Here is a 22,550-nt window from a genome sequence, read left to right as displayed (position 1 = left end):
GGCTTATTTTGTCGGGCGGTGGCGAAAAGTCCAGCGATCGTTGGCCAGGAAGTTGCTCACGCTGGCAAGCACGATGGCAATCACGTTGGCCAGCAGGTAATGCAGGCTGTGCGACAGCCACAGTGTCAAGCCATATTGCAGAGCGATACCGAACCACGAAGCTAGTGCATAGCGTCCGAACTGGCCTAGCAGCAGACCCGTTCCACTCCGGCCGGGTGGATGGGGGCCGGCCTGAGCGGCAGCTTGACGCAGCCGATCGGCCCAGGTCCAGAGTCGGTTCCAGGTGAAATTGTTGATTGTGGCGACGGCGATGGCCAGGGCCAGCGAGGCATAGAGCCGGTTGCGCGGCGCGCCAATGGCGGCAAACAAATACTCTTGCGCGATGAACAAAACAAGCGTGTTGACCACGGTACCACTGGCGCCGACCAGGCCAAATTTAACGTATCGAAAGCTTTTGAGCCACTCGATCAGCAGGTAGAGCCGCTGCTGCAGACTTGGCTGCGAGGCCATCACCGTGCGTTGCCTGGCAGCGTCAATGCGGCCAGCGCTGCGGCCAGTACCGGAGCCGGGGCAAGGCGCTTGAGACACTGGTTGTCGCCATCGCAAAAAGTTTCGCGATGGTTGTAGGCGGAGAGGCAGGGCGAGCAGGCCAGACCGGATTCCAGTACCTGGGCGCGGGGCCCCAGCGGACCATACAGACGGCCGGTTTCGGGGCCAAAAAACACCATCGTGCGAAGCGGCGTCAGACTGGCAAAGTGGCCCGGACCGCCGTCGTTGGTGAGCAGCAGATCAGCGCCATGAAACAGCATCAGCAGTTCGCGGATGCTGCGCGTGTAGCCGGTCAGGTCGACGCACCATTCGCTGCCGATCTGGGTTTGCAGATCCTGTGCCAGTTGCGCATCATCGCGCAGGCCAATCAGGCCCACGGCATGCCCGGCCTGGCACAGGCCGCGCGCCACCTGGGCATAGTGGGCGGCCGGCCAGGCGCGTTCCGGCAGTAGTCCGCCGCCGGCGTAAATCAGCGCGACTTTGCGCCCGACGAGGGTCGGGTGATCGACCTGCATCTGCTTGCGGTAGGCCTCGAGTTCCGCCGCTTCGAAGCTGACGGCCAAGCCGGTATCGGACGGCCGTTCACGCGTCGGTGCGGCCTTGTTGCGTGGCATGCTGCTGGCGTCCAGCGCATCGATCAGTGACAGGAATTGCTGGCTGATGTGCTGGTACGGGTTGTACGGAATGGCCCGGTTGATGAAGCTGCCGCGGTACAGACCTTCCTGCGTGTGCGGCGTGAAGCCGGCGCGCAAAGGTGCGCCACTCAGATAAGACAACAAGGCGCTGATGCGGGAAAACAATTCACAGTCAATCACGGCGTCCAGCGGCAACCGGCGCAGCGTCCGGCAGACACGCCAGATATCACGCAGCAGCGCCAGTCCCGAGCTGTCGTCGAGGGCATGCAGGTGCTGGGCCTGGGCCAGTCCGAGAAGCAGTGCGACCTCCTGATTTTTTTTGAGTTGCAGCACATGCAAGGTGGCGCCGGGATAACGCAATCGCAGCGCCGCAAACATCGGGCCAGCCAACACCACGCTGCCCATCTCGGACAGCAGAATGACCAGGATGTGGCGCGGCGCCTGCGCCGGTATCGGCTGCGCTCGCCCCAGCGTCAGCAGCCGGACCCAGATCGACACCACGCCGCACAGGAACTGGCCCAGCCAGCGGTCAATCCAGCGTTGTGTCTGTAGTTTCATGGGTCCGGTTCATGCCTTTAGCCCGCCTACAGGCCCGCCGCTGCCCGCAGCGCTTGGGCCTTGTCGGTGCGCTCCCAACTGAACTCGGGCTCTTCGCGACCGAAGTGGCCATACGCGGCGGTCTTCTCGTAGATCGGGCGCAGCAGATCGAGCATCAGGATGATGCCTTTGGGACGCAGGTCGAAGTGCTCATGGACCAGTTCCGCGATTTTCTCGTCCGGGATGACACCGGTACCCTCGGTATAGACCGTCACGTTCATCGGTTTGGCGACCCCGATGGCATAGGCGACCTGAATCTGGCACTGCCGGGCCAGGCCGGCGGCCACGATGTTTTTGGCCACATAGCGGGCGGCATAGGCGGCCGAGCGATCCACTTTCGTGGGATCCTTGCCGCTGAAGGCGCCGCCGCCATGCGGGCAGGCGCCGCCATAGGTGTCGACAATGATCTTGCGCCCGGTCAGGCCGCAGTCGCCTTGCGGGCCGCCCACCACGAAGCGGCCGGTCGGGTTGATCAGGTACTTTGTGTCGGCCGTCAGCCATGCCTTGGGCAGCACCGGCTTGATGATGTCTTCGATCACCGCCTCGGTAAAAGACGGCTTCATTTTCAGGCCGTCGCTCATCTCCGGGCTGTGCTGGCTCGATAGCACCACGGTGTCTATGCTGTGCGGCTTGCCGTCGACATAACGCATGGTGACCTGACTCTTGGCGTCCGGCCGCAGGAAGGGCATGCGACCGTCCTTGCGCAACTGGGCTTGGCGCTCGACCAGGCGGTGCGCATAGTAGATCGGCGCCGGCATCAGCTCGGGCGTCTCGTTGCAGGCATAGCCGAACATCAGGCCCTGGTCGCCGGCGCCGGTGTTGAGGTGATCATCGCTGGCATGGTCGACGCCTTGAGCAATGTCGTTGCTTTGCTTGTCATAGGCCACCAGCACGGCGCAACCCTTGTAGTCGATGCCGTAATCGGTGTTGTCGTAGCCTATGCGTTTGAGCGTATCTCGTGCCACCTGGATGTAGTCGACATGGGCGTTGGTGGTGATTTCACCGGCCAGCACGACCAGGCCGGTGTTGCACAAGGTTTCGGCGGCGACGCGGGACTTGGGGTCCTGCTTGAAGATCGCATCCAGAATTGCGTCGGAAATCTGATCCGCCACCTTGTCGGGGTGGCCTTCAGAAACAGACTCGGAAGTAAAAAGAAAATCGTTCGCCATGGGTTCAAGCTCCAAAAACAAAGTTAACAACATTTCGCGTTGCTTGGGCTTGGGAGCTTCGGCGAACGCTTTAGCAGATTTGTCAAAATTGACAAGGCACAATGGCAACTCGTGGGAGCCGGCCTTTTGTGTGTCGCCCTGCAAGTAGTTCCGTAACTCAGCGACCGGCGCATTTTATCCCAGTGATGATCAGTCTTTTCAAAATTTTGTCCATACTGCCCTTGTGGTTGGCGCATGGGCTGGGCTGGAGCCTGGGCTGGCTGGTATTCGCTGCCTCCGGGGTTTATCGCGGGCGCTTTCTGGCGAACGCGCGCCAAGCCGGCATCGGGTGGCGGCAGTGGCTGGGCGCGGTCGGTGAGAGCGGCAAGCTGGTGGCGGAGTTGCCGCGGCTGTGGCTGGGGCGGCCGGTTGCGGTGCGGTGGGACGGCGCGCAGCATGTGGAACAAGCGCTGGCAACCGGGCGCGGCGTGGTGTTTCTGACCCCGCATCTGGGCTGCTTTGAGATCACGGCTCAAGCTTATGCGCAACGCTACGGGCAAACCAGTCATCCCATCACCGTCCTGTTTCGCCCACCGCGCCAGCCCTGGTTGCGCGCGGTGGTGACCGCGGCCCGCGCGCGCCCGGGTCTGCACACGGCACCCACCACCCTGGCCGGCGTCAAGCAGATGATGAAGGCGTTGAAGCAGGGCCAGTGTCTGGGTTTGCTGCCCGATCAGGTGCCGCCGCTGGGCCAGGGTTCGTGGCTGCCGTTTTTTGGCCGCGAGGCCTACACCATGACCTTGTCGGCGCGCCTGGTGCAGCAAACCGGCGCGACGGTGCTGGTGGCCTGGGGCGAACGTTTGTCCCGGGGGCGGGGCTTCGGGGTGCACGTGCAGCCCCTGGGTACCGCCTTGCCGGCGGACGCAGTGCAGGCGGCAGGGGTCATCAATCAGGCGATGGAAGACCTGGTCCGCCGCTGCCCGCAACAATACCTGTGGGGCTACGCGCGCTACAAACAGCCGCGGCAGGAAATCTGATGCTGAGTCGCATGTGGAGCAAGTTTGGTGTCCTCGTGATGCATGGATTGGCGCACCTGCCGCTGGCCTGGGTGCGCGCGCTGGGCTGCGTGCTGGGCTGCGTCTTGTACGTGCTGGCGGTAGCCAGACGCAGGGTGGCGCTGACCAACTTGCGCCTGTGTTTTCCGGAGTGGTCGGGGCAACAAATCCGGTCCGTGGCGCGGCGTACCTTTGTTCATTTTGCCCAGGCCTGGCTGGACCGGGGCTGGCTCTGGCACGGCTCTCCCGAAGTTGTCAGGCGGCGCTTGGCCCTGTCGGGTTCCATTGACGAATTGCGGGGCGAACAGCCGACGGTTATCTTTGCACCGCATTTTGTCGGACTCGATGCCGGCTGGACGGCCTTGACCCAGCAATTGCCGCGGCACTTCACCACCATCTACACCGACCAGTCCGACAAGGTGGTTGACGCCTGGATTCTGGCTGGGCGTCAGCGTTTTGGCAGGGCTCGGCTTTTTGGCCGGATCGAGGGTGTCAAGACGATTGTGGCGGCGCTGCGAGCCGGTGAACCCCTATATCTGCTGCCGGACATGAATTTTGGTCCGGAGGAGTCTGTTTTTGTGCCGTTCTATGGTGTTGCCGCAGCGACCGTGCCGTCGCTGTCGCGCTTTGCCCGACTCGGTCGTGCCAAGGTGGTGCCGGTGCTGACCAGGCTGACGCGCAGCGGTTACGAAGTTCAGATCCTGCCGTCATGGAGCGGCTTTCCGTCAGAGGATGCAGTTGCGGACACGGCGCTCATGAACCGGCGACTTGAAGGCTACATAGCCACCATGCCGGACCAGTATTTCTGGGTTCACAAGCGCTTCAAGGACCGCCCGCCGGGGCTCCCGGCGGTGTACTGAAACGCAGGTTGTCTTGGCTTCTGTACCGGTATCGGTAGACAGCTATCGGGGTGATGCGTCCGGCGGCAAAAAGTCGGCGATGAGCTGGGCCATAAGTTGCGGCTGTTCATGCACGATCCAGTGCGTCGCGTCGGGCACGGTGCGAATCGTCAGGTGCTCAACATAGTCGGTCAGCCCTTCGATCAGAATTGGCGGCAGCGCAATATCGTCCAGCGCCCAGATCACCAAGGTTGGTAGGCTCACGCTCAGCATGTCGCGTGGCAGATCGACTGCGGCAGCGGCCGGGTCCTGCGCTCGGGGTGGGCGCAGCGGCGAGGCGCGGTACAGATTGCAGCCGCCACGCAGGCCCGCCGTCCAGACTTCGCGGTACTGCGCCTTGACTTCGTCGGTGAGCCAGTGCGGTGTTTGAAATCCGGTCTTGGTGTGGCTCAGGAATTCCCAGAGTCGGCGGTAATCGTCTTGTACCAGCAATTCTTCTGCATCCGGGCCGATCAGGAAGTTCATGTAAGCGCTGGCTGCCTGCTGCGCCGGGTTGGTTTTCAACTCGCGCAGAAAGGTGCCGGGGTGCGGTGAATTGATGATCACCAGCTGTTGTGCCAATTGCGGCAACTGGTTGGCCAGATTCCACGCCAGCGCGCCACCCCAGTCGTGCGCCACCAGAGCCGCGAGCTGGCCACCTTGGTCCTGCGCTTCGAGTGCAATCAGGGCGGCGATGTCTTGCACCAGATGCTTGGGCCGGTAGGCGCTGACCTCCGGTGGGGCGTTTGAATGCTCGAAACCGCGCAGATTGGGAGCGACGCAGCGGTAGCCACCGTTCTCGGAGCGCGAGAAATGTTCCAGCAGGAAGTCCCAGACAAAGGCGGCTTCCGGGAAGCCGTGCAAAAACATCAGAACCGGCCGTCCGCGCGCACCGGCCGCGCGGCAACTCAAGCTGATGCCGTGGGGCAGCGTCTGGGCAAACTTCTCAATCGTCATGTCGGCAAGACTTGTCCCGGGTGCGCCCATTGCCACAGCAATAGCGCGATTTCATCGATCCCTTGTCGTTTGGTGGCTGAAAAGAGCCGAACTTCACCACCACCGGCTTGCAACTGCATGATGGACAAGGCCTTGTTCTGTTCGACGCGGGTCAGTTTGTCGGCTTTGGTGAGCACGACCAGAAACTTGAGGCCCTCCTGCACTCGCGGACGGACGATGTCGAGCAGGATTTCATCGAGTTCGGTCAGGCCCAGGCGCGGATCGCACAACAGCACAATGGCTTTCAGGTTTTCGCGTGTGACCAGATAATTGGCCATCACCTGCTGCCACCGAAGCTTGTCCTGTTTGGGCACCGCCGCGTAACCATAGCCTGGCAAGTCGGCCAGAACGGCATCGGTCAGGCCCTGCTTGCCCAGCGAAAACAGGTTGATGTGCTGGGTGCGCCCCGGTTTTTTGGAGGCAAAAGCCAGCTGCTTTTGCTGCGTCAGCGTGTTGATGCAGGTCGATTTGCCGGCGTTGGAGCGGCCTACAAAAGCAATTTCCGGCACCTCCAGTGGCGGCAGGAAGTGCAACTGGGGCGCGGTCGTGAGGAATCTGGCGGTGTGAAGCCAGCCCAAAGCAAGGCTGACGGCGGTCTGGCTGGTGCTGTCCTTGGCGCTGGACTGGGGGGCTGGAGACGGTGGGTTTGAGTTGGTGGTCATTGTTTAAAGGGAGGAAACCCTGTGCTACATTGTAGAATCAGCCTGTTTTGCTCACCTGATACGACATTCCCTATGAAGTTGTTCGCTCCCCTTTTGTTGGCTACCTCCCTGGTGGTCACTGCTTTTTCAGCCTTTTCGCAAGAGGTCAAGCCGGCTGCCCCGCAAGCCCCGGCCAGCGCGGTGCCGGCAGTGGCGGTCAAGCCCGATCTGGCCAAGGGCGAGGCCAGCTTTACCGCAGTCTGCGCAGCCTGTCATGCACCGGATGGGAACTCCGTCATTCCCGTCAATCCCAAGTTGGCACAGCAACACCCAGAGTATCTTCTCAAGCAGTTGCAGGAGTTCAAATCGGGTAAGCGCGCCAACCCCATCATGTTGGGAATGGCGACGACTTTGTCCGATGCCGACATGAAGAACATCGTCTACTGGCTGAACTCCAAGCCGGTCAAGCCCGGTTTTGCCAAGGACAAGGCATTGGTGATGCTGGGTGAACGCATTTACCGCGGTGGCATCGCCGATCGTCAGATTCCGGCCTGCGCTGGTTGCCATAGCCCCAACGGCGCCGGCATCCCGGCCCAGTTCCCGCGCTTGAGTGGCCAGCACGCCGACTATGCAGTGGTCCAGTTGACCGCTTTTCGCGACGGTGTGCGCAACAACAGCGTGCAGATGACGCAAGTGGCCGCCAAGATGAACGATCGCGAAATCAGGGCTGTCGCCGACTACATCGCCGGTCTGCGTTAAGCACGGGTCAGCGTTGCTGGTCGGTGTGGCCGGCGTTGGGCAGCCACACCCCTGGCACTGTTGGGGGTAACAAATTCCTGTAAGAATTGCCGCAGTCCGTCGACTCATTCTGAAGCGAGGACCACAGCATGCTCATCAAAACCTGCCGCGACGGCTTTCACCACCCGGTTTCCAGCGAGATCACCGCTCGGGACGTTTACCAGGGGCGACGCGATCTCGTGAAGCTCATGGCCGGTGGGCTCGCCGGTGCCGCCATGGCTTCCTGGGCGTCACGCGCAGCGCTGGCGCAAAGTGCGACGCCACGTCCTGGCAAACTGGCGCCTTTACCGGGCGTCAGGTCGAGTCTGACGGGTGCCGTCACGATGGAAAGATTGACGGATTACAAGGATGTCAGCAGTTACAACAACTTCTACGAGTTCGGCACCGACAAGTCTGATCCGGCGCAAAACGCCCATACTCTGAAAACCAGTCCTTGGACGGTAGAGATCGAGGGCTTGATCAAGAAACCTGCCAAGTACACATTGGAAGACCTGCTCAAACTCAGTGCCCAGGAAGAGCGGATCTATCGCCTGCGCTGCGTTGAGGGCTGGTCCATGGTGATACCGTGGGTCGGCTATTCGCTGAGCGAGTTGATCAAAAAAGTGGAACCCTTGGGAAATGCAAAATACGTCGAATTTGTGACCCTGGCCGATCCCAAAACCATGCCATTTGTGGGCTCCCGTGTACTGGCCTGGCCTTATGTGGAAGGCTTGCGCCTGGATGAGGCGATGCACCCTTTGACCTTGCTGACCTTTGGCATGTACGGCGAGGTGTTACCCAACCAGAGTGGTGCACCGGTACGCCTGGTGGTGCCTTGGAAGTATGGTTTCAAGAGCGGCAAGAGCCTGGTCAAAATCCGCTTCACCGACAAACAGCCAGCCACCGCCTGGAACAAGGCCGCCGCCAATGAGTACGGCTTCTTCTCCAACGTCAACCCCAATGTGGACCATCCGCGCTGGAGTCAGGCCACGGAGCGGCGCATCGGCGAGGACGGCTTGTTTGCCAAGAAGCGCAAGACCCTGATGTTCAATGGCTATGAGGCCCAGGTCGGGCAGTTGTACGCCGGCATGGACCTGAAAAAATTCTTTTGATGCTTGCGCTCGTTACGCCGCCGCCTTCTGTGCAGGTGAAAACGCTGCTATTGCACCGCCTTGCCAAGCCACTCGTATTTGGTTTGGCGCTGCTGCCGTTCTGCTGGTTGTTGCTGGCGGCCGTCGGCAATCAACTGGGTGCCAACCCGGCAGAAGCCCTGGTGCGGGCACTGGGCGATTGGGCTTTGCGCTTCCTGTGCCTGGCGTTGGCGGTGACGCCGCTGCGCGTGATCACCGGTACCCCGGCCTTGGCCAGATTTCGACGCCTGCTGGGTTTGTTTGTCTACTTCTATGGTGTGCTTCACTTGCTGAGTTACAGCGGGTTCGACATGGGTTTTGAAGTGGCTGATATCGGCAAGGACATTGTCAAACGCCCGTTCATCCTGGTCGGGTTTTCTGCCTTTGTGCTACTGACACCGCTGGCTTTGACCTCCTTCAACCGGGCCATCAAACTGCTGGGTGCCAAACGCTGGCAACGGCTGCACAAGCTGATCTACGTTGTGGCTGTCTTGGCCGTTCTGCATTTCTTCTGGATGCGCGCCGGCAAGAATAATTTTTCGGACGTCTATGTTTACGCCACTATCCTTGCCTTGCTGCTGGGTTGGCGTGGGGTCCAATACCTGAAGAAAAAAGCATCCCTGGCCTCCGCCAGGCGTTGTTGACGCGGAATTTGGCCTACCGGCCCCTCCGATGGCACATTCGTTCCAGTAGGTTGGAGTGCCAGGGCGTTCTCTTTGATTCGGAGCTTCACTTCATGACTTTGTTTCTGGGGCCATGCTTGAAAGCAAAGTCTCGCCGCGCATCTGGTCAGAAATCGTCTCGCGTTGGTGAATAAGGTGGGACTGATTGCCTTCCACCAGAATCTCTGCCGCGCGGCCGCGCGAGTTGTAGTTGCTGGCCATGCTCATGCAATAGGCTCCGGCCGACAGCACCGCCAGCAAGTCGCCGGGCTGCACCGCTAACACCCGATCATGCCCAATCCAGTCACCACTTTCGCACACCGGGCCGACTACCTCCCAGTTTTCAGGAGATGTGTTTCGCGGCACCAGCGGCACGATTTGGTGAAAGGCCTGGTACATGGCAGGGCGCGGCAAATCATTCATGGCGGCGTCGATGATGCAGAAGCTCTTCTGCGCGCCGGGTTTCAGGTACAGCACTTCGGTGAGGCAAACCCCGGCGTTGCCAACCAGTGAGCGACCGGGCTCAATCATCAACTGACGTTGGCCAAACTGGCGGCTATCGAGCTTGTGCAGCAGTTTTTCCCAAAGGCGGTCTGCACTGGGAGGGGTTTCGCCGTTGTAGTTGATTCCCAGACCGCCGCCGAAATCGATGTGATGGATGGCAATGCCGGCTGCTTCAATGGCTTCCACCAGATCCAGCATGCGGTCCACCGCTTCGAGGTAGGGTTCTTCCTGTGTGATCTGGGAGCCGATATGACAATCGATACCGATAACCCGCACCCCTGCCAGTTTGGCAGCGCGCTGGTAAGTTTGCAGTGCGCGTTCATGGGCCACGCCAAACTTGCTGTCTTTCAGACCAGTCGAAATATAGGGGTGTGTCTTGGGGTCGATGTTGGGATTGACCCGCAGGCTCACTGGCGCGCGCAACCCCATGGACAAAGCGACCTCGTTCAAGACTTCGAGCTCGGCCTCGCTTTCCACATTGAAGCAGCCAATGCCAGCGTCCAACGCACGGCGCATTTCTGTTCTTGTTTTGCCGACGCCCGAAAAAATGATTTTGTCGGCCGCACCGCCGGCAGCCAGTACCCGGTCCATGTCACCGCCTGAGACAATGTCAAAGCCGCAGCCAGCCTGCACGAATACCTGAATCACGCCCAAAGTCGGGTTGGCCTTCATGGCATAGCAGATTTGAATGTTGCGTCCGGCAAAACCACGCTGGTAGGCCGCCAGTGCGGCCAGCATGGAGCCCTTCGAGTAGACAAAAAGCGGTGTGCCGTATTGTTTTGCCAAATCACTTAAACGGATATCTTCCGAAAAAAGTTCATTCCCCCGATAGGCAAGATGGGGTTGGCCGGGAAGATTGTTGGAATTCATGGAGAAACGGGGCTGGCTGCCGGGGCAGCGGGTTGGGTAGAAACCGCCTGGGTTGGGCCGGAGTTGGTTGAACTGGAGCGCAACGGTTTTTCAGGTGATTCGGTTTGTTTCTTTGCTGTTGGCTCTGTCGGCAGGTACAGTGGTCCCTGTTGACCACAGGCCAACAGGCTCACCACACTGCAGCCAAGGATAACCGCATTGACTAGAATTTGGAGAATACGCAACATGGTGAAATTGTACTTACCGACGGCGCGAAAGGTATTGATGGCGTGGATTACACACTCTCAGAATCGCCCCTCGAGCAACGCCATAGCCCACACCCCAAATATCGGCAAGCTCATCAATTGTGTAGCTGTCTGATAAATACATCTTGACAAGCTCACGCTCAGAATCAGGATCAATCTGACGTGGTGCACCCCATCGTTTACCCCTCGCCCTCGCAGCAGCCTGGCCAGCCATAACCCGCTCACGAATCATTGAGCGCTCAAGCTGAGCAACAGCCCCCAAAATCTGAAATGTGAACTCCCCGATCGGAGTTGATGTGTCGATTGGTTCAGTCAATGACCTAATCGCCGCACCCGCCGATTTCAGCTTGGCCAAGATCGAGAGAAGATCGCCGAGACTGCGGGCTACACGGTCAATTTTCCAGACCACCAGCACATCACCGGCGCACAGTGTGCCGAGAGCCCGCTGCAATTCAGGACGCGGACCAACACCGGAGCCGGCCTCACGAAAAACGTTATAAACGCCGGCTTTTTTCAGTGCGTCCAGTTGAAGCGCCGTGTCCTGGTCGACTGTAGAGACACGGGCGTAACCGACTTTTCTCATCCATTCCCCCTGTTTTTATTGAGGCGGCAGTCTACAAGGAAAACGCTATTTTTGATTGAGCAATCAAACCGCACCGCTTCGCTTACATGGGGGAAATCCCCCATACCCCCGCTGTTTATCAGGAATGAGGCAAGCCAGGCGCAGCGGTCGCCGGGAAAGTGGGGATTGCCGAGGCTGTAGGGCCGTTAGGAACGACTTGGCGAGCCCCGCCGCTACCTGTACCGCCCCAGTCCTTGAAATAGCCATCCTTGGCTATCTGACGGCATAGCATGTCCGTGGTCGGTATCTTGGTTCCTTGCTCGGTGTAGCAACTGCACCGCTCACCCATTTGCACGCAGCCAGCCGGAAAGGGCGCACTGGTCGGCTTGGTCAGTTCGTCATAGCGCGGAGCCGTATAGGCCAGGCCCTCGATGCGCGGCTTATACGTTGCCAGGTATTCAGCAGGACTCTGCTTCTGACCAGGCAAAGGAGCATCAACGCCAGGCCGAGCCGATGTGACAACTGATGTAGCCGCGCTGCCAGGTGCAATTGGTCTTTTCGCAGAACCGGCCTTGTTTGCCACGAACGAGGTGTATGCAAAGTAGATCAACACCGGCACGAGTAACAACGCCCCGACAAACACCTTCAACTGAAACGGAATCCTGATCTTTGCGGTGTCCAAGGAGGTGGACTTGTACCAGTTATAAACCTCTGTCGGAAACGGAACCATTGACACGGAACCGGAAGCGCCACTACCCGCTTTCTGGCAAACCTCATTCACAGACGGCCACTCAAGCACAGACACCAAAGGCCCACCGCTGGCCCGCTTCAAGTGCTGGTGCCAGCCAGGCGCGCCGATCAAACGACGAACGAATGCATCCATGTTCAAAGGATGCTGCGTGATCATGAAGAAGTCGAAACCGCGAACGCGATGTTCGGCCAGCATCCGCACATATTCCGGGACAGCTTCCCTCGACGTGCGAATAGGGAAATCGTTGTGACACTCATCCACCAGGAAAATCGCACCGTCAGGGACACTCTGCCAGTCCTTTATATCGATCTTTTTCCAGTCGAAATCGGCCGTAAGTTGAAAGCGCCCGTTGTGATAGACAGGCCGCGATTCCTTGATGGACTTTTCCCGAACATCACGCAGGGTTAGGAGCGTTTTACCGGAGCCGTTCGCCCCCGTCCGAAGGTAGATCATTTCATGACCCACCGTTTCATGCTGCCACTCGTAAGACCGCTCAAAGAGGCGCGAACGGCCATCGCGGAAAACACCATGCTGATGCAAGGGCCGATCTTCAACAAACCGAATAAAGCGGTCACATTCGCAGGCAAGGAACCGAACGCACTCACCGCGCCCGACATCAAAAAATCCATAGTGGCGGAAACACCGCTATATGTGACGACGGAAATGCCCAAGCCAATCAAAACTTGACCGGCGAGCGTCCCGGCGATGTTGTAAAGGCCACCGAGCAAAGCAGCAACAAAAACAGGCATTTTTAACCCCTTGCAACGATACGAGCACAGAGAAGGAAAGTAACGGCCATCAGCAAATTGCCGAGGCCAGCGAGCAACGAATTCACCTGAGACAAAGGCAACGTCACAGACCGGCTCAAAATCGAAATAGTCAGATCCGCCAAGCCAGTAGAACCACCGCCGACAACGTCAACAGTCGAGAACGAAGACGACCCGATAGCCACTGTCTCATTACCAGGAAGCCCCCCGGTCTGGTTCCCTGACAACGCCTTCTTTGACCCATAAAGCCGCGACTCATCAGACTCCTGTTTGAAGATGCAATCCTGATCAAATGTGGCTGCTGCGATAGCACAAGCTACAGCGTCACCCTCACAAGTAGGAGGTGCGCCACAAGCCGCCGTGAACTTGGAATCGACGGACTCTTTACACATCGGAGAGCCGGGATTGTTGGCGCAAAACTCGTCCAGAGGGTTAGGCGGCTTTTCCGCCTTTTTCGCAGCCTCAGCGGCCAGAGCGTCGAGCGCCTTATTCAACGCATCGTTGGAAGCCTTGAGAGCAGCAGCAGCCGCCGCAGCAGCCGCCTCGCCAGCCGCCGCTATCGCCGCCGCGTTCTTCCCCGCAGCCTGGGCCGCAGCCTCAGCCGCTTGTCTTGCAGCAGCCGAAGCAGACGCCGCCGCCGCTTGTTGGGCAGCCAGGACAGCCGCAGCCTGCTGGGCAGCATTTTGACCGGCAGCGATAGCCTGGGCCAGGGCAGCATCCCCCGCAGCCTTCACAGCCGCCACATTGGCCGCATTGGCAGCAGCAGCCGCAGCAGCCGCAGCAGCACCCGCCGCCGCTTGTTCAGCCGCCGTTTTGCCAGCTGCCAAAGCATCGGCCATCGCCTTGGCAGCAGCCGCACCCGCAGCCTGAGACGCCGCCGCACCAGCAGACAACCCGGCAGCTAAACCAGCAGCAAAAGAATCAGCGACTGAACTACCCGACGAAGCCGCTTGCAAAGCAGCGGTAGAGGCGGCAACCTTGGCCGCGTCAGAAGCAGCCTGCACCACCGCCGGAGAAAGACCAGCAGACGAAGCCGCAGCCGCAGAAGCAGCACCAGCAGCAGACCCCGCCGACGCCGCTATAGCACTTGCGGAGGAACCCCCTGCCACCACAGCGTCACCCGCCGCCTTCCCGGCAGCAGCAGCCGCCGCCGATGTTCCACCAGACCGCACGGTGGAGCCAGCAGCCGAACCCGCAGCGGCAGCAGCAGCGGAAGCAACCGCTGGAATCGCACCGGATGCCGTAGCGTCAGCGGATGCCGTCGCAGCCGCCGCCGAAGCCGCAGATTGCGCCCGAGCCTCTTTTGCAGCCGCAGACTCATTAGGAATGCAGACCGTCACGCCGTTCAAATTGCCCAGCTTGCCATCGCAGGCAGGTGCCGGACTGGTAACCGTCGCAGGCGTCACAGGCCCGGTACAGGTCGCACCCGAGAGAGTACCGCCGACTTGACCCGTAACCGAGACGTAGCCATTCGCTTTCTCGCCAGGATAAGCAAGCTGCAAATTCACATAGGCGGCGCAAACACTAGAGCCATTCTGAACACAAATAGATTGCTTCGCCGCCTCATAGATTGGAATCAGGGAACCGCCGTCCTTGAACCAACCCAGTCCAATAGTGGCCGTGACAGCGTTGCCGACAGGACAGGGAAGCGGAGCGGCAATGCACGACGTATGAGTAGCATCTTCAACGTAAGGAGACGTGCAAGCGCAACCGGTGCCGGACTGGCTGCTATTCGCAGGGCAAGCTAAATAAGTAATGAAAGTCGGCGTCACGGTCAACCAGAAGCCGACATAAATCTGGCAACTGGTATCGGTGCAGTTAGCGACAGGGACGCTAGCACCTGCATACGCACAATCTATGGAACCCCGCATGGTAGGAGCAACACAAGCGATATTGCCGTGAGCGTTATATTCATATGCGGTAGCTTGAGGAACAATCGCATGACTCTCCGCAGGAAGCAAGCACGCCAAAGTCCAGAAACCAAAGAAAATCAGGCGGTGAAAATAAGCCATGCCGCCCCCAATATCGCAATGATGATGTAAACGCCCATGACTGAATCCCCTTGTAGATTCCATTGGAGCCAAGCTTGTGGCCGAGCCCCAACAGGATCAACACGGATCAAGACAGAGCGCGACGGACCCAGTGATAGGCTTTGACCGCCACGAACACGCCCAAGACGGCACCGCCGACCAGGCCCACCGGTGCCAGTTGAGCGGTGATGTCCGCCACCGGACCGGTAACGTCGATCGCCGTACCAACGGCAAACGCGGGAGCGCCAAGCAGAGACGCCGCGCCAAAAGCGAGAGAACCCAGAATCTTTTTCACAATAAAACTCCTTCAAACAGTGCGAAAGTGCACCGGGTAGCGGATGGCATCTCTCGACGTTGACCCGCTAACCGCTACGCTTTAAGCCTCCCGCTCGACCTCCGCAACATCGCCGATATTCAAAGCCCGAATCAGCATCCTGAAACCAAACCCCAGAGCCCACACGCTCAACACGGCACCGGCAATAAGGCCGCCGCTCGCCATGTCCAAATTGAACGGCGAGGGCTGATTTACTGCGTTCCAGTCCGTTGCCGTGATCAAGACGTAGGACCCGGCAGGGCAGTCAACCCCCGCGCCCACGTCGGTAATCTTCAAGAGGTAGTCCACCCCTTCGGTGTAAGGTCCACCGCCGCGAGTGAACAGGCGAGGCGAGCCCGTTATGACAGACTGCGGTACCGTGTAGAACATCGACCAGGAGCTGGCGCAGATCATGATGAAACCCCGGTCACCGGGTAGTCGTTTCCCGTGCCAAGCCGATCCAGGTCAATCAGCACGGGCTGGTCATCGGCTTCGCAGTTGTCGGTAACAAGCTGAAATGCCGTTTCAACATCCGAGACGACACCGCCACCGGCTTCGCGCAAGTCAGCCACCCATTCAGGTTCCCCGCCTGTAAGGGAAGGGCACAGGAACAGGCCCGTTGCCTTGGATTGAATCAGCAGGCGCATGATTTAGCCGCCCTTGGCAGCCCCAGGACGAACCGTTTCAAGAGGCTTAATGTCAACAAGCGTGAGCTTGACGCCGGAGCCGCCCTGTACTTCCTTGATCGCTTCGACATCGAAGAACGCCGTCGCCTTGATCGGAAGCGATTTGCCCAGGTGGACCCACTTGTCAAACTCTGAGGCGTCACCGAACTTGAAAGGCCGCGTTACACAGCCAATGGACCGGCCCGCGCCGTTGTCTTTCAGATCGACTTCGAGATGGAACGTGGTGCTTGAGAAGGCTTTGCCTTCAAATGACCCGACCGATTCCTTGATCGCGTGAATGACCGCTTCGTTTTGCATTCGCATGATATTTTTCCTCTTCCCCTTGTTGACGGTTAAGCGAAAGCCGGGGAGCTTTCAACCGATGAAACACGATGAAAGGCACCTGTAAATGCCTTTTGAATTTCCGATGCACTGAACTTTTGAAGCCGACCAGGCTTGCGTGAATTTCCGATGACTTGCCACAGATCGTCAACGCCCAAATACTCGACAGCCACGGCCACCGATGCCGCCGCCGTCTGAACAAGCCAGCGCAAATTGCGGGTGCACTCGGCCTCAACGGTTTCAAGCGCCAGACGCCCCGTACATTTGACTTTTTCAGGGATAGCCAGTTGGTCGGCTTTCGCCAGGATGGAGGCATGCCACGCCGAAGCGCCCGCGAAGAAATCGGCAGGATGGCGCAGCATCCGTGTGCTCAACTCGCGCAGCTTGTTCCCGTAGCGAAGCTCAACGCGGAGCCACTCGGAGCCGGACTCTGGCCCGAAAAGCTGGTGTCCTTTTTCGTAGCAGTTGGTCTGCTTTCCGGCTTCCTTGGAGCCGAAATACAAGGAGCGCTCGATGCCTTCGGGCCAGCGACCTACCATGTTCGATTTCAGACGCTTGCCGCCAACATCGCACCGGCCCGCCTTGTAATCTTCAAGGATCGATTCAATGCCACCCGGCAACCCGTCGAAGAAGTCCAGCGCCAGGTCGCACCGCGTTAGATCACCGTTTCGCGCATCCACAATGTCGGCCAGGCGATCACGCCAGCCGCTGGCCGCAAATGTGCAGGCAGCGCCGAACAGATTGCAGTGAATGGTCGAGCTTTGGCTTTGCTGGCGCGGTGAATCACCAGACGCCAGGAAGCCGATCCAGCCGCACTCTGTCCCGTTGCGCTCGATGGCCCACCGGAAACGGTAGAAGTCATGACCTTTTTTGCGTTCATTGTTGACCGCGAAGTCAGGCCCGAGAGCCGCACCCACTTCGCATCCAAGCTCAAAAGCTTGAGTACTCACCGCGAATTCGTCATTCGGCAACTCAGCCAAGATTTGCGCCATGCGCTGGCCCCGTGCCACCTCATCCCAAAGGCCCGACTCCGCATGCGCTCTCAGAGGGAACAGGTTTTCAATGGAAGGAGCTGGCGAGAACTTGCGCCTCACGGTGAAACGAACCCAATCGACATGGACCGCCGTTTTTGACTCGACGCGCTCGGCTTGAAGTCTGAGCTTGACTTCGCTGCCATCCAGGACCAGAAGGTTTTTTGCTGCTCGGGTCATAGTGGCAAGCTCCCCTGATTGTTGTTATCCCCGTGATTACCATCGGGGTGGAGGCGCGAGCGGGCGGCGTCGGCGGCTTCGCTTCGCTCGACGCGCGCGCCGTTCGCGCCAGGCTCATCAACAGCGCCCCACAAAGGCAGGACGCGGGTGGCAACGGCCAAGCAATAGCACCCAAGGCTCAACTGAAAAACCGATTTTTGGGCATCTGACATCTTCGACATGCACGATTCAAGAGCCCGTGACACTTCGGACACCTCACGCACGACATCAACGTCAGCGACGGCTTGAATTTCCCCCCGCTGAGCCGCTGCCACGGCTAAGGCCAAACGAAGCGAAAGACCGCCAGCGGGAGGAAAACTAGAGCGATGTGTCATGATTCACACACCAAGGAGGAACGACGGATGAAAACAATTCCGCTTTTCGAGTTCTGGGGGCTGGTGGTCCTAGCGGGAATAGGACTAATTCGCGCAGCTTGGGACATCTGGGGACCCAAAGAAAAACAAGAGGCAAAACGCCTAGCAAATTGGGCAACGCCACAGCAACGACCAACACCGCCAGGAGAAGCACCAAAAGGATTCACCTGGATACTGGTGAAGACCGAAGACCTACAACCCAAAGAATGACCGCTGATGGCTCTGCGGTCCGCCTGAAATCCGGCCTCTGAGAACGATTTAGACATGACAGCGTCCTTTGCAAATGTCTACAAGACGTAGGCGATTTGAAATATAGACCTTCTACACAAGATGTAGGCAAATTATTTGATAAACTGCCTACAACGTGTGTACTTTATGCAACACAAGGAGACCTAGACCATGCAAACGACCATGAATCTGCTAGAGAAAGCGATTGAAATTAAGTCGATATCTGAATGGACAAGAAAATTAGGACTGTCACGACAGGCGCTTTACACAGCTCGTGATCGAGGAAATCTGAGCCCCGCAATTGCAGGATCACTCGCCGAGGAAATCGGCGAGGACTCAAAGGAATGGATAGTCATTGCCGCCCTTGAGTCAGAGCGCGAAAGCGCCTGTAAGGAACGAATGGTCCGCAAGTGGAAAAACGCAAGTCAGAACATGCGGAATCTGTACTTACCGACGGCGCGAAAGGTATTGATGGCGTGGATTACACACTCTCAGAATCGCCCCTCGAGCAACGCCATAGCCCACACCCCAAATATCGGCAAGCTCATCAATTGTGTAGCTGTCTGATAAATACATCTTGACAAGCTCACGCTCAGAATCAGGATCAATCTGACGTGGTGCACCCCATCGTTTACCCCTCGCCCTCGCAGCAGCCTGGCCAGCCATAACCCGCTCACGAATCATTGAGCGCTCAAGCTGAGCAACAGCCCCCAAAATCTGAAATGTGAACTCCCCGATCGGAGTTGATGTGTCGATTGGTTCAGTCAATGACCTAATCGCCGCACCCGCCGATTTCAGCTTGGCCAAGATCGAGAGAAGATCGCCGAGACTGCGGGCTACACGGTCAATTTTCCAGACCACCAGCACATCACCGGCGCACAGTGTGCCGAGAGCCCGCTGCAATTCAGGACGCGGACCAACACCGGAGCCGGCCTCACGAAAAACGTTATAAACGCCGGCTTTTTTCAGTGCGTCCAGTTGAAGCGCCGTGTCCTGGTCGACTGTAGAGACACGGGCGTAACCGACTTTTCTCATCCATTCCCCCTGTTTTTATTGAGGCGGCAGTCTACAAGGAAAACGCTATTTTTGATTGAGCAATCAAACCGCACCGCTTCGCTTACATGGGGGAAATCCCCCATACCCCCGCTGTTTATCAGGAATGAGGCAAGCCAGGCGCAGCGGTCGCCGGGAAAGTGGGGATTGCCGAGGCTGTAGGGCCGTTAGGAACGACTTGGCGAGCCCCGCCGCTACCTGTACCGCCCCAGTCCTTGAAATAGCCATCCTTGGCTATCTGACGGCATAGCATGTCCGTGGTCGGTATCTTGGTTCCTTGCTCGGTGTAGCAACTGCACCGCTCACCCATTTGCACGCAGCCAGCCGGAAAGGGCGCACTGGTCGGCTTGGTCAGTTCGTCATAGCGCGGAGCCGTATAGGCCAGGCCCTCGATGCGCGGCTTATACGTTGCCAGGTATTCAGCAGGACTCTGCTTCTGACCAGGCAAAGGAGCATCAACGCCAGGCCGAGCCGATGTGACAACTGATGTAGCCGCGCTGCCAGGTGCAATTGGTCTTTTCGCAGAACCGGCCTTGTTTGCCACGAACGAGGTGTATGCAAAGTAGATCAACACCGGCACGAGTAACAACGCCCCGACAAACACCTTCAACTGAAACGGAATCCTGATCTTTGCGGTGTCCAAGGAGGTGGACTTGTACCAGTTATAAACCTCTGTCGGAAACGGAACCATTGACACGGAACCGGAAGCGCCACTACCCGCTTTCTGGCAAACCTCATTCACAGACGGCCACTCAAGCACAGACACCAAAGGCCCACCGCTGGCCCGCTTCAAGTGCTGGTGCCAGCCAGGCGCGCCGATCAAACGACGAACGAATGCATCCATGTTCAAAGGATGCTGCGTGATCATGAAGAAGTCGAAACCGCGAACGCGATGTTCGGCCAGCATCCGCACATATTCCGGGACAGCTTCCCTCGACGTGCGAATAGGGAAATCGTTGTGACACTCATCCACCAGGAAAATCGCACCGTCAGGGACACTCTGCCAGTCCTTTATATCGATCTTTTTCCAGTCGAAATCGGCCGTAAGTTGAAAGCGCCCGTTGTGATAGACAGGCCGCGATTCCTTGATGGACTTTTCCCGAACATCACGCAGGGTTAGGAGCGTTTTACCGGAGCCGTTCGCCCCCGTCCGAAGGTAGATCATTTCATGACCCACCGTTTCATGCTGCCACTCGTAAGACCGCTCAAAGAGGCGCGAACGGCCATCGCGGAAAACACCATGCTGATGCAAGGGCCGATCTTCAACAAACCGAATAAAGCGGTCACATTCGCAGGCAAGGAACCGAACGCACTCACCGCGCCCGACATCAAAAAATCCATAGTGGCGGAAACACCGCTATATGTGACGACGGAAATGCCCAAGCCAATCAAAACTTGACCGGCGAGCGTCCCGGCGATGTTGTAAAGGCCACCGAGCAAAGCAGCAACAAAAACAGGCATTTTTAACCCCTTGCAACGATACGAGCACAGAGAAGGAAAGTAACGGCCATCAGCAAATTGCCGAGGCCAGCGAGCAACGAATTCACCTGAGACAAAGGCAACGTCACAGACCGGCTCAAAATCGAAATAGTCAGATCCGCCAAGCCAGTAGAACCACCGCCGACAACGTCAACAGTCGAGAACGAAGACGACCCGATAGCCACTGTCTCATTACCAGGAAGCCCCCCGGTCTGGTTCCCTGACAACGCCTTCTTTGACCCATAAAGCCGCGACTCATCAGACTCCTGTTTGAAGATGCAATCCTGATCAAATGTGGCTGCTGCGATAGCACAAGCTACAGCGTCACCCTCACAAGTAGGAGGTGCGCCACAAGCCGCCGTGAACTTGGAATCGACGGACTCTTTACACATCGGAGAGCCGGGATTGTTGGCGCAAAACTCGTCCAGAGGGTTAGGCGGCTTTTCCGCCTTTTTCGCAGCCTCAGCGGCCAGAGCGTCGAGCGCCTTATTCAACGCATCGTTGGAAGCCTTGAGAGCAGCAGCAGCCGCCGCAGCAGCCGCCTCGCCAGCCGCCGCTATCGCCGCCGCGTTCTTCCCCGCAGCCTGGGCCGCAGCCTCAGCCGCTTGTCTTGCAGCAGCCGAAGCAGACGCCGCCGCCGCTTGTTGGGCAGCCAGGACAGCCGCAGCCTGCTGGGCAGCATTTTGACCGGCAGCGATAGCCTGGGCCAGGGCAGCATCCCCCGCAGCCTTCACAGCCGCCACATTGGCCGCATTGGCAGCAGCAGCCGCAGCAGCCGCAGCAGCACCCGCCGCCGCTTGTTCAGCCGCCGTTTTGCCAGCTGCCAAAGCATCGGCCATCGCCTTGGCAGCAGCCGCACCCGCAGCCTGAGACGCCGCCGCACCAGCAGACAACCCGGCAGCTAAACCAGCAGCAAAAGAATCAGCGACTGAACTACCCGACGAAGCCGCTTGCAAAGCAGCGGTAGAGGCGGCAACCTTGGCCGCGTCAGAAGCAGCCTGCACCACCGCCGGAGAAAGACCAGCAGACGAAGCCGCAGCCGCAGAAGCAGCACCAGCAGCAGACCCCGCCGACGCCGCTATAGCACTTGCGGAGGAACCCCCTGCCACCACAGCGTCACCCGCCGCCTTCCCGGCAGCAGCAGCCGCCGCCGATGTTCCACCAGACCGCACGGTGGAGCCAGCAGCCGAACCCGCAGCGGCAGCAGCAGCGGAAGCAACCGCTGGAATCGCACCGGATGCCGTAGCGTCAGCGGATGCCGTCGCAGCCGCCGCCGAAGCCGCAGATTGCGCCCGAGCCTCTTTTGCAGCCGCAGACTCATTAGGAATGCAGACCGTCACGCCGTTCAAATTGCCCAGCTTGCCATCGCAGGCAGGTGCCGGACTGGTAACCGTCGCAGGCGTCACAGGCCCGGTACAGGTCGCACCCGAGAGAGTACCGCCGACTTGACCCGTAACCGAGACGTAGCCATTCGCTTTCTCGCCAGGATAAGCAAGCTGCAAATTCACATAGGCGGCGCAAACACTAGAGCCATTCTGAACACAAATAGATTGCTTCGCCGCCTCATAGATTGGAATCAGGGAACCGCCGTCCTTGAACCAACCCAGTCCAATAGTGGCCGTGACAGCGTTGCCGACAGGACAGGGAAGCGGAGCGGCAATGCACGACGTATGAGTAGCATCTTCAACGTAAGGAGACGTGCAAGCGCAACCGGTGCCGGACTGGCTGCTATTCGCAGGGCAAGCTAAATAAGTAATGAAAGTCGGCGTCACGGTCAACCAGAAGCCGACATAAATCTGGCAACTGGTATCGGTGCAGTTAGCGACAGGGACGCTAGCACCTGCATACGCACAATCTATGGAACCCCGCATGGTAGGAGCAACACAAGCGATATTGCCGTGAGCGTTATATTCATATGCGGTAGCTTGAGGAACAATCGCATGACTCTCCGCAGGAAGCAAGCACGCCAAAGTCCAGAAACCAAAGAAAATCAGGCGGTGAAAATAAGCCATGCCGCCCCCAATATCGCAATGATGATGTAAACGCCCA

General features: G+C 58.7%; 26 protein-coding genes. 6 read left to right on the top strand and 20 right to left on the bottom strand.

What is annotated here, in order from left to right; all coding sequences use genetic code 11:
* Positions 1–3: 3 nt before the first annotated feature.
* Genes PHS32_RS07995 through metK form a run of 3 tightly spaced genes read right to left on the bottom strand, consistent with a single transcriptional unit; the run spans position 4 to position 2,950 of the window.
* Complete coding sequence (locus PHS32_RS07995; protein WP_301078390.1) at positions 4–510, bottom strand: GtrA family protein; 507 nt, start codon at positions 508–510, stop codon at positions 4–6.
* Entirely contained in the window at positions 510–1,742 is a 1,233-nt protein-coding gene (locus tag PHS32_RS07990) for a glycosyltransferase family 9 protein (RefSeq protein ID WP_301078389.1), read from the bottom strand. Before PHS32_RS07990 ends, PHS32_RS07995 begins: the two co-directional genes overlap by 1 nt.
* A 26-nt stretch (positions 1,743–1,768) precedes the next feature.
* A complete protein-coding gene (metK, locus tag PHS32_RS07985; RefSeq protein WP_301078388.1) occupies positions 1,769–2,950 on the bottom strand; it encodes a methionine adenosyltransferase in 1,182 nt (393 codons plus the stop codon).
* 185 nt (positions 2,951–3,135) lie between these two features.
* On the opposite strand from metK, the gene PHS32_RS07980 reads away from it, so the two are divergent.
* Together PHS32_RS07980 and PHS32_RS07975 are read left to right on the top strand one after the other, a co-directional pair.
* Positions 3,136–3,966 carry a lysophospholipid acyltransferase family protein gene (locus PHS32_RS07980; protein WP_301078387.1) on the top strand — a complete coding sequence of 277 codons (831 nt, stop codon included), beginning with the start codon at positions 3,136–3,138 and terminating at the stop codon, positions 3,964–3,966.
* On the top strand, positions 3,966–4,844 hold the full coding sequence (locus tag PHS32_RS07975) for a lipid A biosynthesis acyltransferase (RefSeq protein WP_301078386.1): 879 nt from the start codon (positions 3,966–3,968) through the stop codon (positions 4,842–4,844). The genes PHS32_RS07980 and PHS32_RS07975 overlap by 1 nt, the downstream gene beginning before the upstream one ends.
* 42 nt (positions 4,845–4,886) lie before the next feature.
* On the opposite strand, the gene PHS32_RS07970 is transcribed toward PHS32_RS07975, so the two are convergent.
* Both PHS32_RS07970 and yihA read right to left on the bottom strand, forming a co-directional pair.
* Positions 4,887–5,819, bottom strand: a complete 933-nt coding sequence (locus PHS32_RS07970; RefSeq protein WP_301078385.1) for an alpha/beta hydrolase — start codon at positions 5,817–5,819, stop codon at positions 4,887–4,889.
* Positions 5,816–6,520: a ribosome biogenesis GTP-binding protein YihA/YsxC gene (gene yihA / locus PHS32_RS07965; RefSeq protein ID WP_301078384.1), complete on the bottom strand. Its 705-nt coding sequence runs from the start codon at positions 6,518–6,520 to the stop codon at positions 5,816–5,818. The genes PHS32_RS07970 and yihA overlap by 4 nt, the downstream gene beginning before the upstream one ends.
* A 72-nt stretch (positions 6,521–6,592) precedes the next feature.
* Here yihA and PHS32_RS07960 point away from each other — a divergent pair, with 72 nt between their 5' ends.
* From PHS32_RS07960 to PHS32_RS07950, 3 genes are all read left to right on the top strand, one after another.
* Positions 6,593–7,258 (top strand): c-type cytochrome, encoded by a 666-nt coding sequence (locus PHS32_RS07960; protein ID WP_301078383.1) that lies wholly within the window; start codon positions 6,593–6,595, stop codon positions 7,256–7,258.
* Positions 7,259–7,386: 128 nt separating this feature from the next.
* Positions 7,387–8,388, top strand: a complete 1,002-nt coding sequence (gene msrP, locus PHS32_RS07955; protein ID WP_301078382.1) for a protein-methionine-sulfoxide reductase catalytic subunit MsrP — start codon at positions 7,387–7,389, stop codon at positions 8,386–8,388.
* Positions 8,388–9,050, top strand: coding sequence for a protein-methionine-sulfoxide reductase heme-binding subunit MsrQ (locus tag PHS32_RS07950; RefSeq protein WP_301078381.1), 663 nt, complete (start codon positions 8,388–8,390; stop codon positions 9,048–9,050). Before msrP ends, PHS32_RS07950 begins: the two co-directional genes overlap by 1 nt.
* A gap of 90 nt (positions 9,051–9,140) precedes the next feature.
* Here PHS32_RS07950 and lysA read toward each other — a convergent pair whose 3' ends face one another.
* From lysA to PHS32_RS07900, 11 genes are all read right to left on the bottom strand, one after another.
* Positions 9,141–10,442, bottom strand: a complete 1,302-nt coding sequence (lysA, locus tag PHS32_RS07945) for a diaminopimelate decarboxylase (protein ID WP_301078380.1) — start codon at positions 10,440–10,442, stop codon at positions 9,141–9,143.
* A complete protein-coding gene (locus PHS32_RS24215; protein WP_366143468.1) occupies positions 10,439–10,669 on the bottom strand; it encodes a lipoprotein in 231 nt (76 codons plus the stop codon). Before PHS32_RS24215 ends, lysA begins: the two co-directional genes overlap by 4 nt.
* 13 nt (positions 10,670–10,682) lie before the next feature.
* Positions 10,683–11,270, bottom strand: a complete 588-nt coding sequence (locus PHS32_RS07940) for a recombinase family protein (RefSeq protein ID WP_301078379.1) — start codon at positions 11,268–11,270, stop codon at positions 10,683–10,685.
* Positions 11,271–11,388: 118 nt separating this feature from the next.
* Positions 11,389–12,453: a zonular occludens toxin domain-containing protein gene (locus PHS32_RS07935; protein ID WP_301078378.1), complete on the bottom strand. Its 1,065-nt coding sequence runs from the start codon at positions 12,451–12,453 to the stop codon at positions 11,389–11,391.
* Positions 12,450–12,749 carry a DUF2523 domain-containing protein gene (locus PHS32_RS07930; protein WP_301078377.1) on the bottom strand — a complete coding sequence of 100 codons (300 nt, stop codon included), beginning with the start codon at positions 12,747–12,749 and terminating at the stop codon, positions 12,450–12,452. The genes PHS32_RS07935 and PHS32_RS07930 overlap by 4 nt, the downstream gene beginning before the upstream one ends.
* 2 nt (positions 12,750–12,751) lie before the next feature.
* A complete protein-coding gene (locus PHS32_RS07925) occupies positions 12,752–14,779 on the bottom strand; it encodes a hypothetical protein (protein WP_301078376.1) in 2,028 nt (675 codons plus the stop codon).
* 106 nt (positions 14,780–14,885) lie between these two features.
* Entirely contained in the window at positions 14,886–15,092 is a 207-nt protein-coding gene (locus PHS32_RS07920; RefSeq protein WP_301078375.1) for a major capsid protein, read from the bottom strand.
* A gap of 81 nt (positions 15,093–15,173) precedes the next feature.
* Positions 15,174–15,524 (bottom strand): hypothetical protein, encoded by a 351-nt coding sequence (locus PHS32_RS07915; RefSeq protein WP_301078374.1) that lies wholly within the window; start codon positions 15,522–15,524, stop codon positions 15,174–15,176.
* The gene (locus PHS32_RS07910; RefSeq protein WP_301078373.1) at positions 15,521–15,757 is read right to left on the bottom strand and encodes a hypothetical protein; all 237 of its coding nucleotides are present in this window, start codon (positions 15,755–15,757) and stop codon (positions 15,521–15,523) included. Before PHS32_RS07910 ends, PHS32_RS07915 begins: the two co-directional genes overlap by 4 nt.
* A gap of 3 nt (positions 15,758–15,760) precedes the next feature.
* A complete protein-coding gene (locus PHS32_RS07905; RefSeq protein WP_301078372.1) occupies positions 15,761–16,099 on the bottom strand; it encodes a hypothetical protein in 339 nt (112 codons plus the stop codon).
* 29 nt (positions 16,100–16,128) lie between these two features.
* On the bottom strand, positions 16,129–17,328 hold the full coding sequence (locus PHS32_RS07900; RefSeq protein ID WP_301078371.1) for a replication initiation factor domain-containing protein: 1,200 nt from the start codon (positions 17,326–17,328) through the stop codon (positions 16,129–16,131).
* A 401-nt stretch (positions 17,329–17,729) separates the two neighbouring features.
* Here PHS32_RS07900 and PHS32_RS07895 point away from each other — a divergent pair, with 401 nt between their 5' ends.
* Positions 17,730–17,951, top strand: a complete 222-nt coding sequence (locus PHS32_RS07895) for a hypothetical protein (RefSeq protein WP_301078370.1) — start codon at positions 17,730–17,732, stop codon at positions 17,949–17,951.
* 465 nt (positions 17,952–18,416) lie between these two features.
* On the opposite strand, the gene PHS32_RS07890 is transcribed toward PHS32_RS07895, so the two are convergent.
* The 4 genes from PHS32_RS07890 to PHS32_RS07875 form a co-directional block, all read right to left on the bottom strand.
* Complete coding sequence (locus tag PHS32_RS07890; protein WP_301078379.1) at positions 18,417–19,004, bottom strand: recombinase family protein; 588 nt, start codon at positions 19,002–19,004, stop codon at positions 18,417–18,419.
* Between the two features lie 118 nt (positions 19,005–19,122).
* Positions 19,123–20,187, bottom strand: coding sequence for a zonular occludens toxin domain-containing protein (locus PHS32_RS07885; protein ID WP_301078378.1), 1,065 nt, complete (start codon positions 20,185–20,187; stop codon positions 19,123–19,125).
* Positions 20,184–20,483 carry a DUF2523 domain-containing protein gene (locus tag PHS32_RS07880; RefSeq protein WP_301078377.1) on the bottom strand — a complete coding sequence of 100 codons (300 nt, stop codon included), beginning with the start codon at positions 20,481–20,483 and terminating at the stop codon, positions 20,184–20,186. Before PHS32_RS07880 ends, PHS32_RS07885 begins: the two co-directional genes overlap by 4 nt.
* A gap of 2 nt (positions 20,484–20,485) precedes the next feature.
* Complete coding sequence (locus PHS32_RS07875) at positions 20,486–22,513, bottom strand: hypothetical protein (protein ID WP_301078376.1); 2,028 nt, start codon at positions 22,511–22,513, stop codon at positions 20,486–20,488.
* Positions 22,514–22,550: the final 37 nt, after the last annotated feature.

Origin of the sequence: Rhodoferax sp., from assembly GCF_028714215.1 — a bacterium.
Lineage (GTDB): Bacteria > Pseudomonadota > Gammaproteobacteria > Burkholderiales > Burkholderiaceae_C > Rhodoferax.
The sequence above is the reverse complement of the archived record's forward strand: the minus strand, read 5'-3'. Positions and strand labels throughout refer to the sequence as shown.

Bases quoted from the DNA above. Each gene is read 5' to 3' on its own strand.
- PHS32_RS07995 (WP_301078390.1), bottom strand. From the start codon at position 510: ATGGCCTCGCAGCCAAGTCTGCAGCAGCGGCTCTACCTGCTGATCGAG.
- PHS32_RS07990 (WP_301078389.1), bottom strand. From the start codon at position 1,742: ATGAAACTACAGACACAACGCTGGATTGACCGCTGGCTGGGCCAGTTC.
- metK (WP_301078388.1), bottom strand. From the start codon at position 2,950: ATGGCGAACGATTTTCTTTTTACTTCCGAGTCTGTTTCTGAAGGCCAC.
- PHS32_RS07980 (WP_301078387.1), top strand. From the start codon at position 3,136: ATGATCAGTCTTTTCAAAATTTTGTCCATACTGCCCTTGTGGTTGGCG.
- PHS32_RS07975 (WP_301078386.1), top strand. From the start codon at position 3,966: ATGCTGAGTCGCATGTGGAGCAAGTTTGGTGTCCTCGTGATGCATGGA.
- PHS32_RS07970 (WP_301078385.1), bottom strand. From the start codon at position 5,819: ATGACGATTGAGAAGTTTGCCCAGACGCTGCCCCACGGCATCAGCTTG.
- yihA (WP_301078384.1), bottom strand. From the start codon at position 6,520: ATGACCACCAACTCAAACCCACCGTCTCCAGCCCCCCAGTCCAGCGCC.
- PHS32_RS07960 (WP_301078383.1), top strand. From the start codon at position 6,593: ATGAAGTTGTTCGCTCCCCTTTTGTTGGCTACCTCCCTGGTGGTCACT.
- msrP (WP_301078382.1), top strand. From the start codon at position 7,387: ATGCTCATCAAAACCTGCCGCGACGGCTTTCACCACCCGGTTTCCAGC.
- PHS32_RS07950 (WP_301078381.1), top strand. From the start codon at position 8,388: ATGCTTGCGCTCGTTACGCCGCCGCCTTCTGTGCAGGTGAAAACGCTG.
- lysA (WP_301078380.1), bottom strand. From the start codon at position 10,442: ATGAATTCCAACAATCTTCCCGGCCAACCCCATCTTGCCTATCGGGGG.
- PHS32_RS24215 (WP_366143468.1), bottom strand. From the start codon at position 10,669: ATGTTGCGTATTCTCCAAATTCTAGTCAATGCGGTTATCCTTGGCTGC.
- PHS32_RS07940 (WP_301078379.1), bottom strand. From the start codon at position 11,270: ATGAGAAAAGTCGGTTACGCCCGTGTCTCTACAGTCGACCAGGACACG.
- PHS32_RS07935 (WP_301078378.1), bottom strand. From the start codon at position 12,453: ATGATCTACCTTCGGACGGGGGCGAACGGCTCCGGTAAAACGCTCCTA.
- PHS32_RS07930 (WP_301078377.1), bottom strand. From the start codon at position 12,749: ATGCCTGTTTTTGTTGCTGCTTTGCTCGGTGGCCTTTACAACATCGCC.
- PHS32_RS07925 (WP_301078376.1), bottom strand. From the start codon at position 14,779: ATGGCTTATTTTCACCGCCTGATTTTCTTTGGTTTCTGGACTTTGGCG.
- PHS32_RS07915 (WP_301078374.1), bottom strand. From the start codon at position 15,524: ATGATCTGCGCCAGCTCCTGGTCGATGTTCTACACGGTACCGCAGTCT.
- PHS32_RS07910 (WP_301078373.1), bottom strand. From the start codon at position 15,757: ATGCGCCTGCTGATTCAATCCAAGGCAACGGGCCTGTTCCTGTGCCCT.
- PHS32_RS07905 (WP_301078372.1), bottom strand. From the start codon at position 16,099: ATGCGAATGCAAAACGAAGCGGTCATTCACGCGATCAAGGAATCGGTC.
- PHS32_RS07900 (WP_301078371.1), bottom strand. From the start codon at position 17,328: ATGACCCGAGCAGCAAAAAACCTTCTGGTCCTGGATGGCAGCGAAGTC.
- PHS32_RS07895 (WP_301078370.1), top strand. From the start codon at position 17,730: ATGAAAACAATTCCGCTTTTCGAGTTCTGGGGGCTGGTGGTCCTAGCG.
- PHS32_RS07890 (WP_301078379.1), bottom strand. From the start codon at position 19,004: ATGAGAAAAGTCGGTTACGCCCGTGTCTCTACAGTCGACCAGGACACG.
- PHS32_RS07885 (WP_301078378.1), bottom strand. From the start codon at position 20,187: ATGATCTACCTTCGGACGGGGGCGAACGGCTCCGGTAAAACGCTCCTA.
- PHS32_RS07880 (WP_301078377.1), bottom strand. From the start codon at position 20,483: ATGCCTGTTTTTGTTGCTGCTTTGCTCGGTGGCCTTTACAACATCGCC.
- PHS32_RS07875 (WP_301078376.1), bottom strand. From the start codon at position 22,513: ATGGCTTATTTTCACCGCCTGATTTTCTTTGGTTTCTGGACTTTGGCG.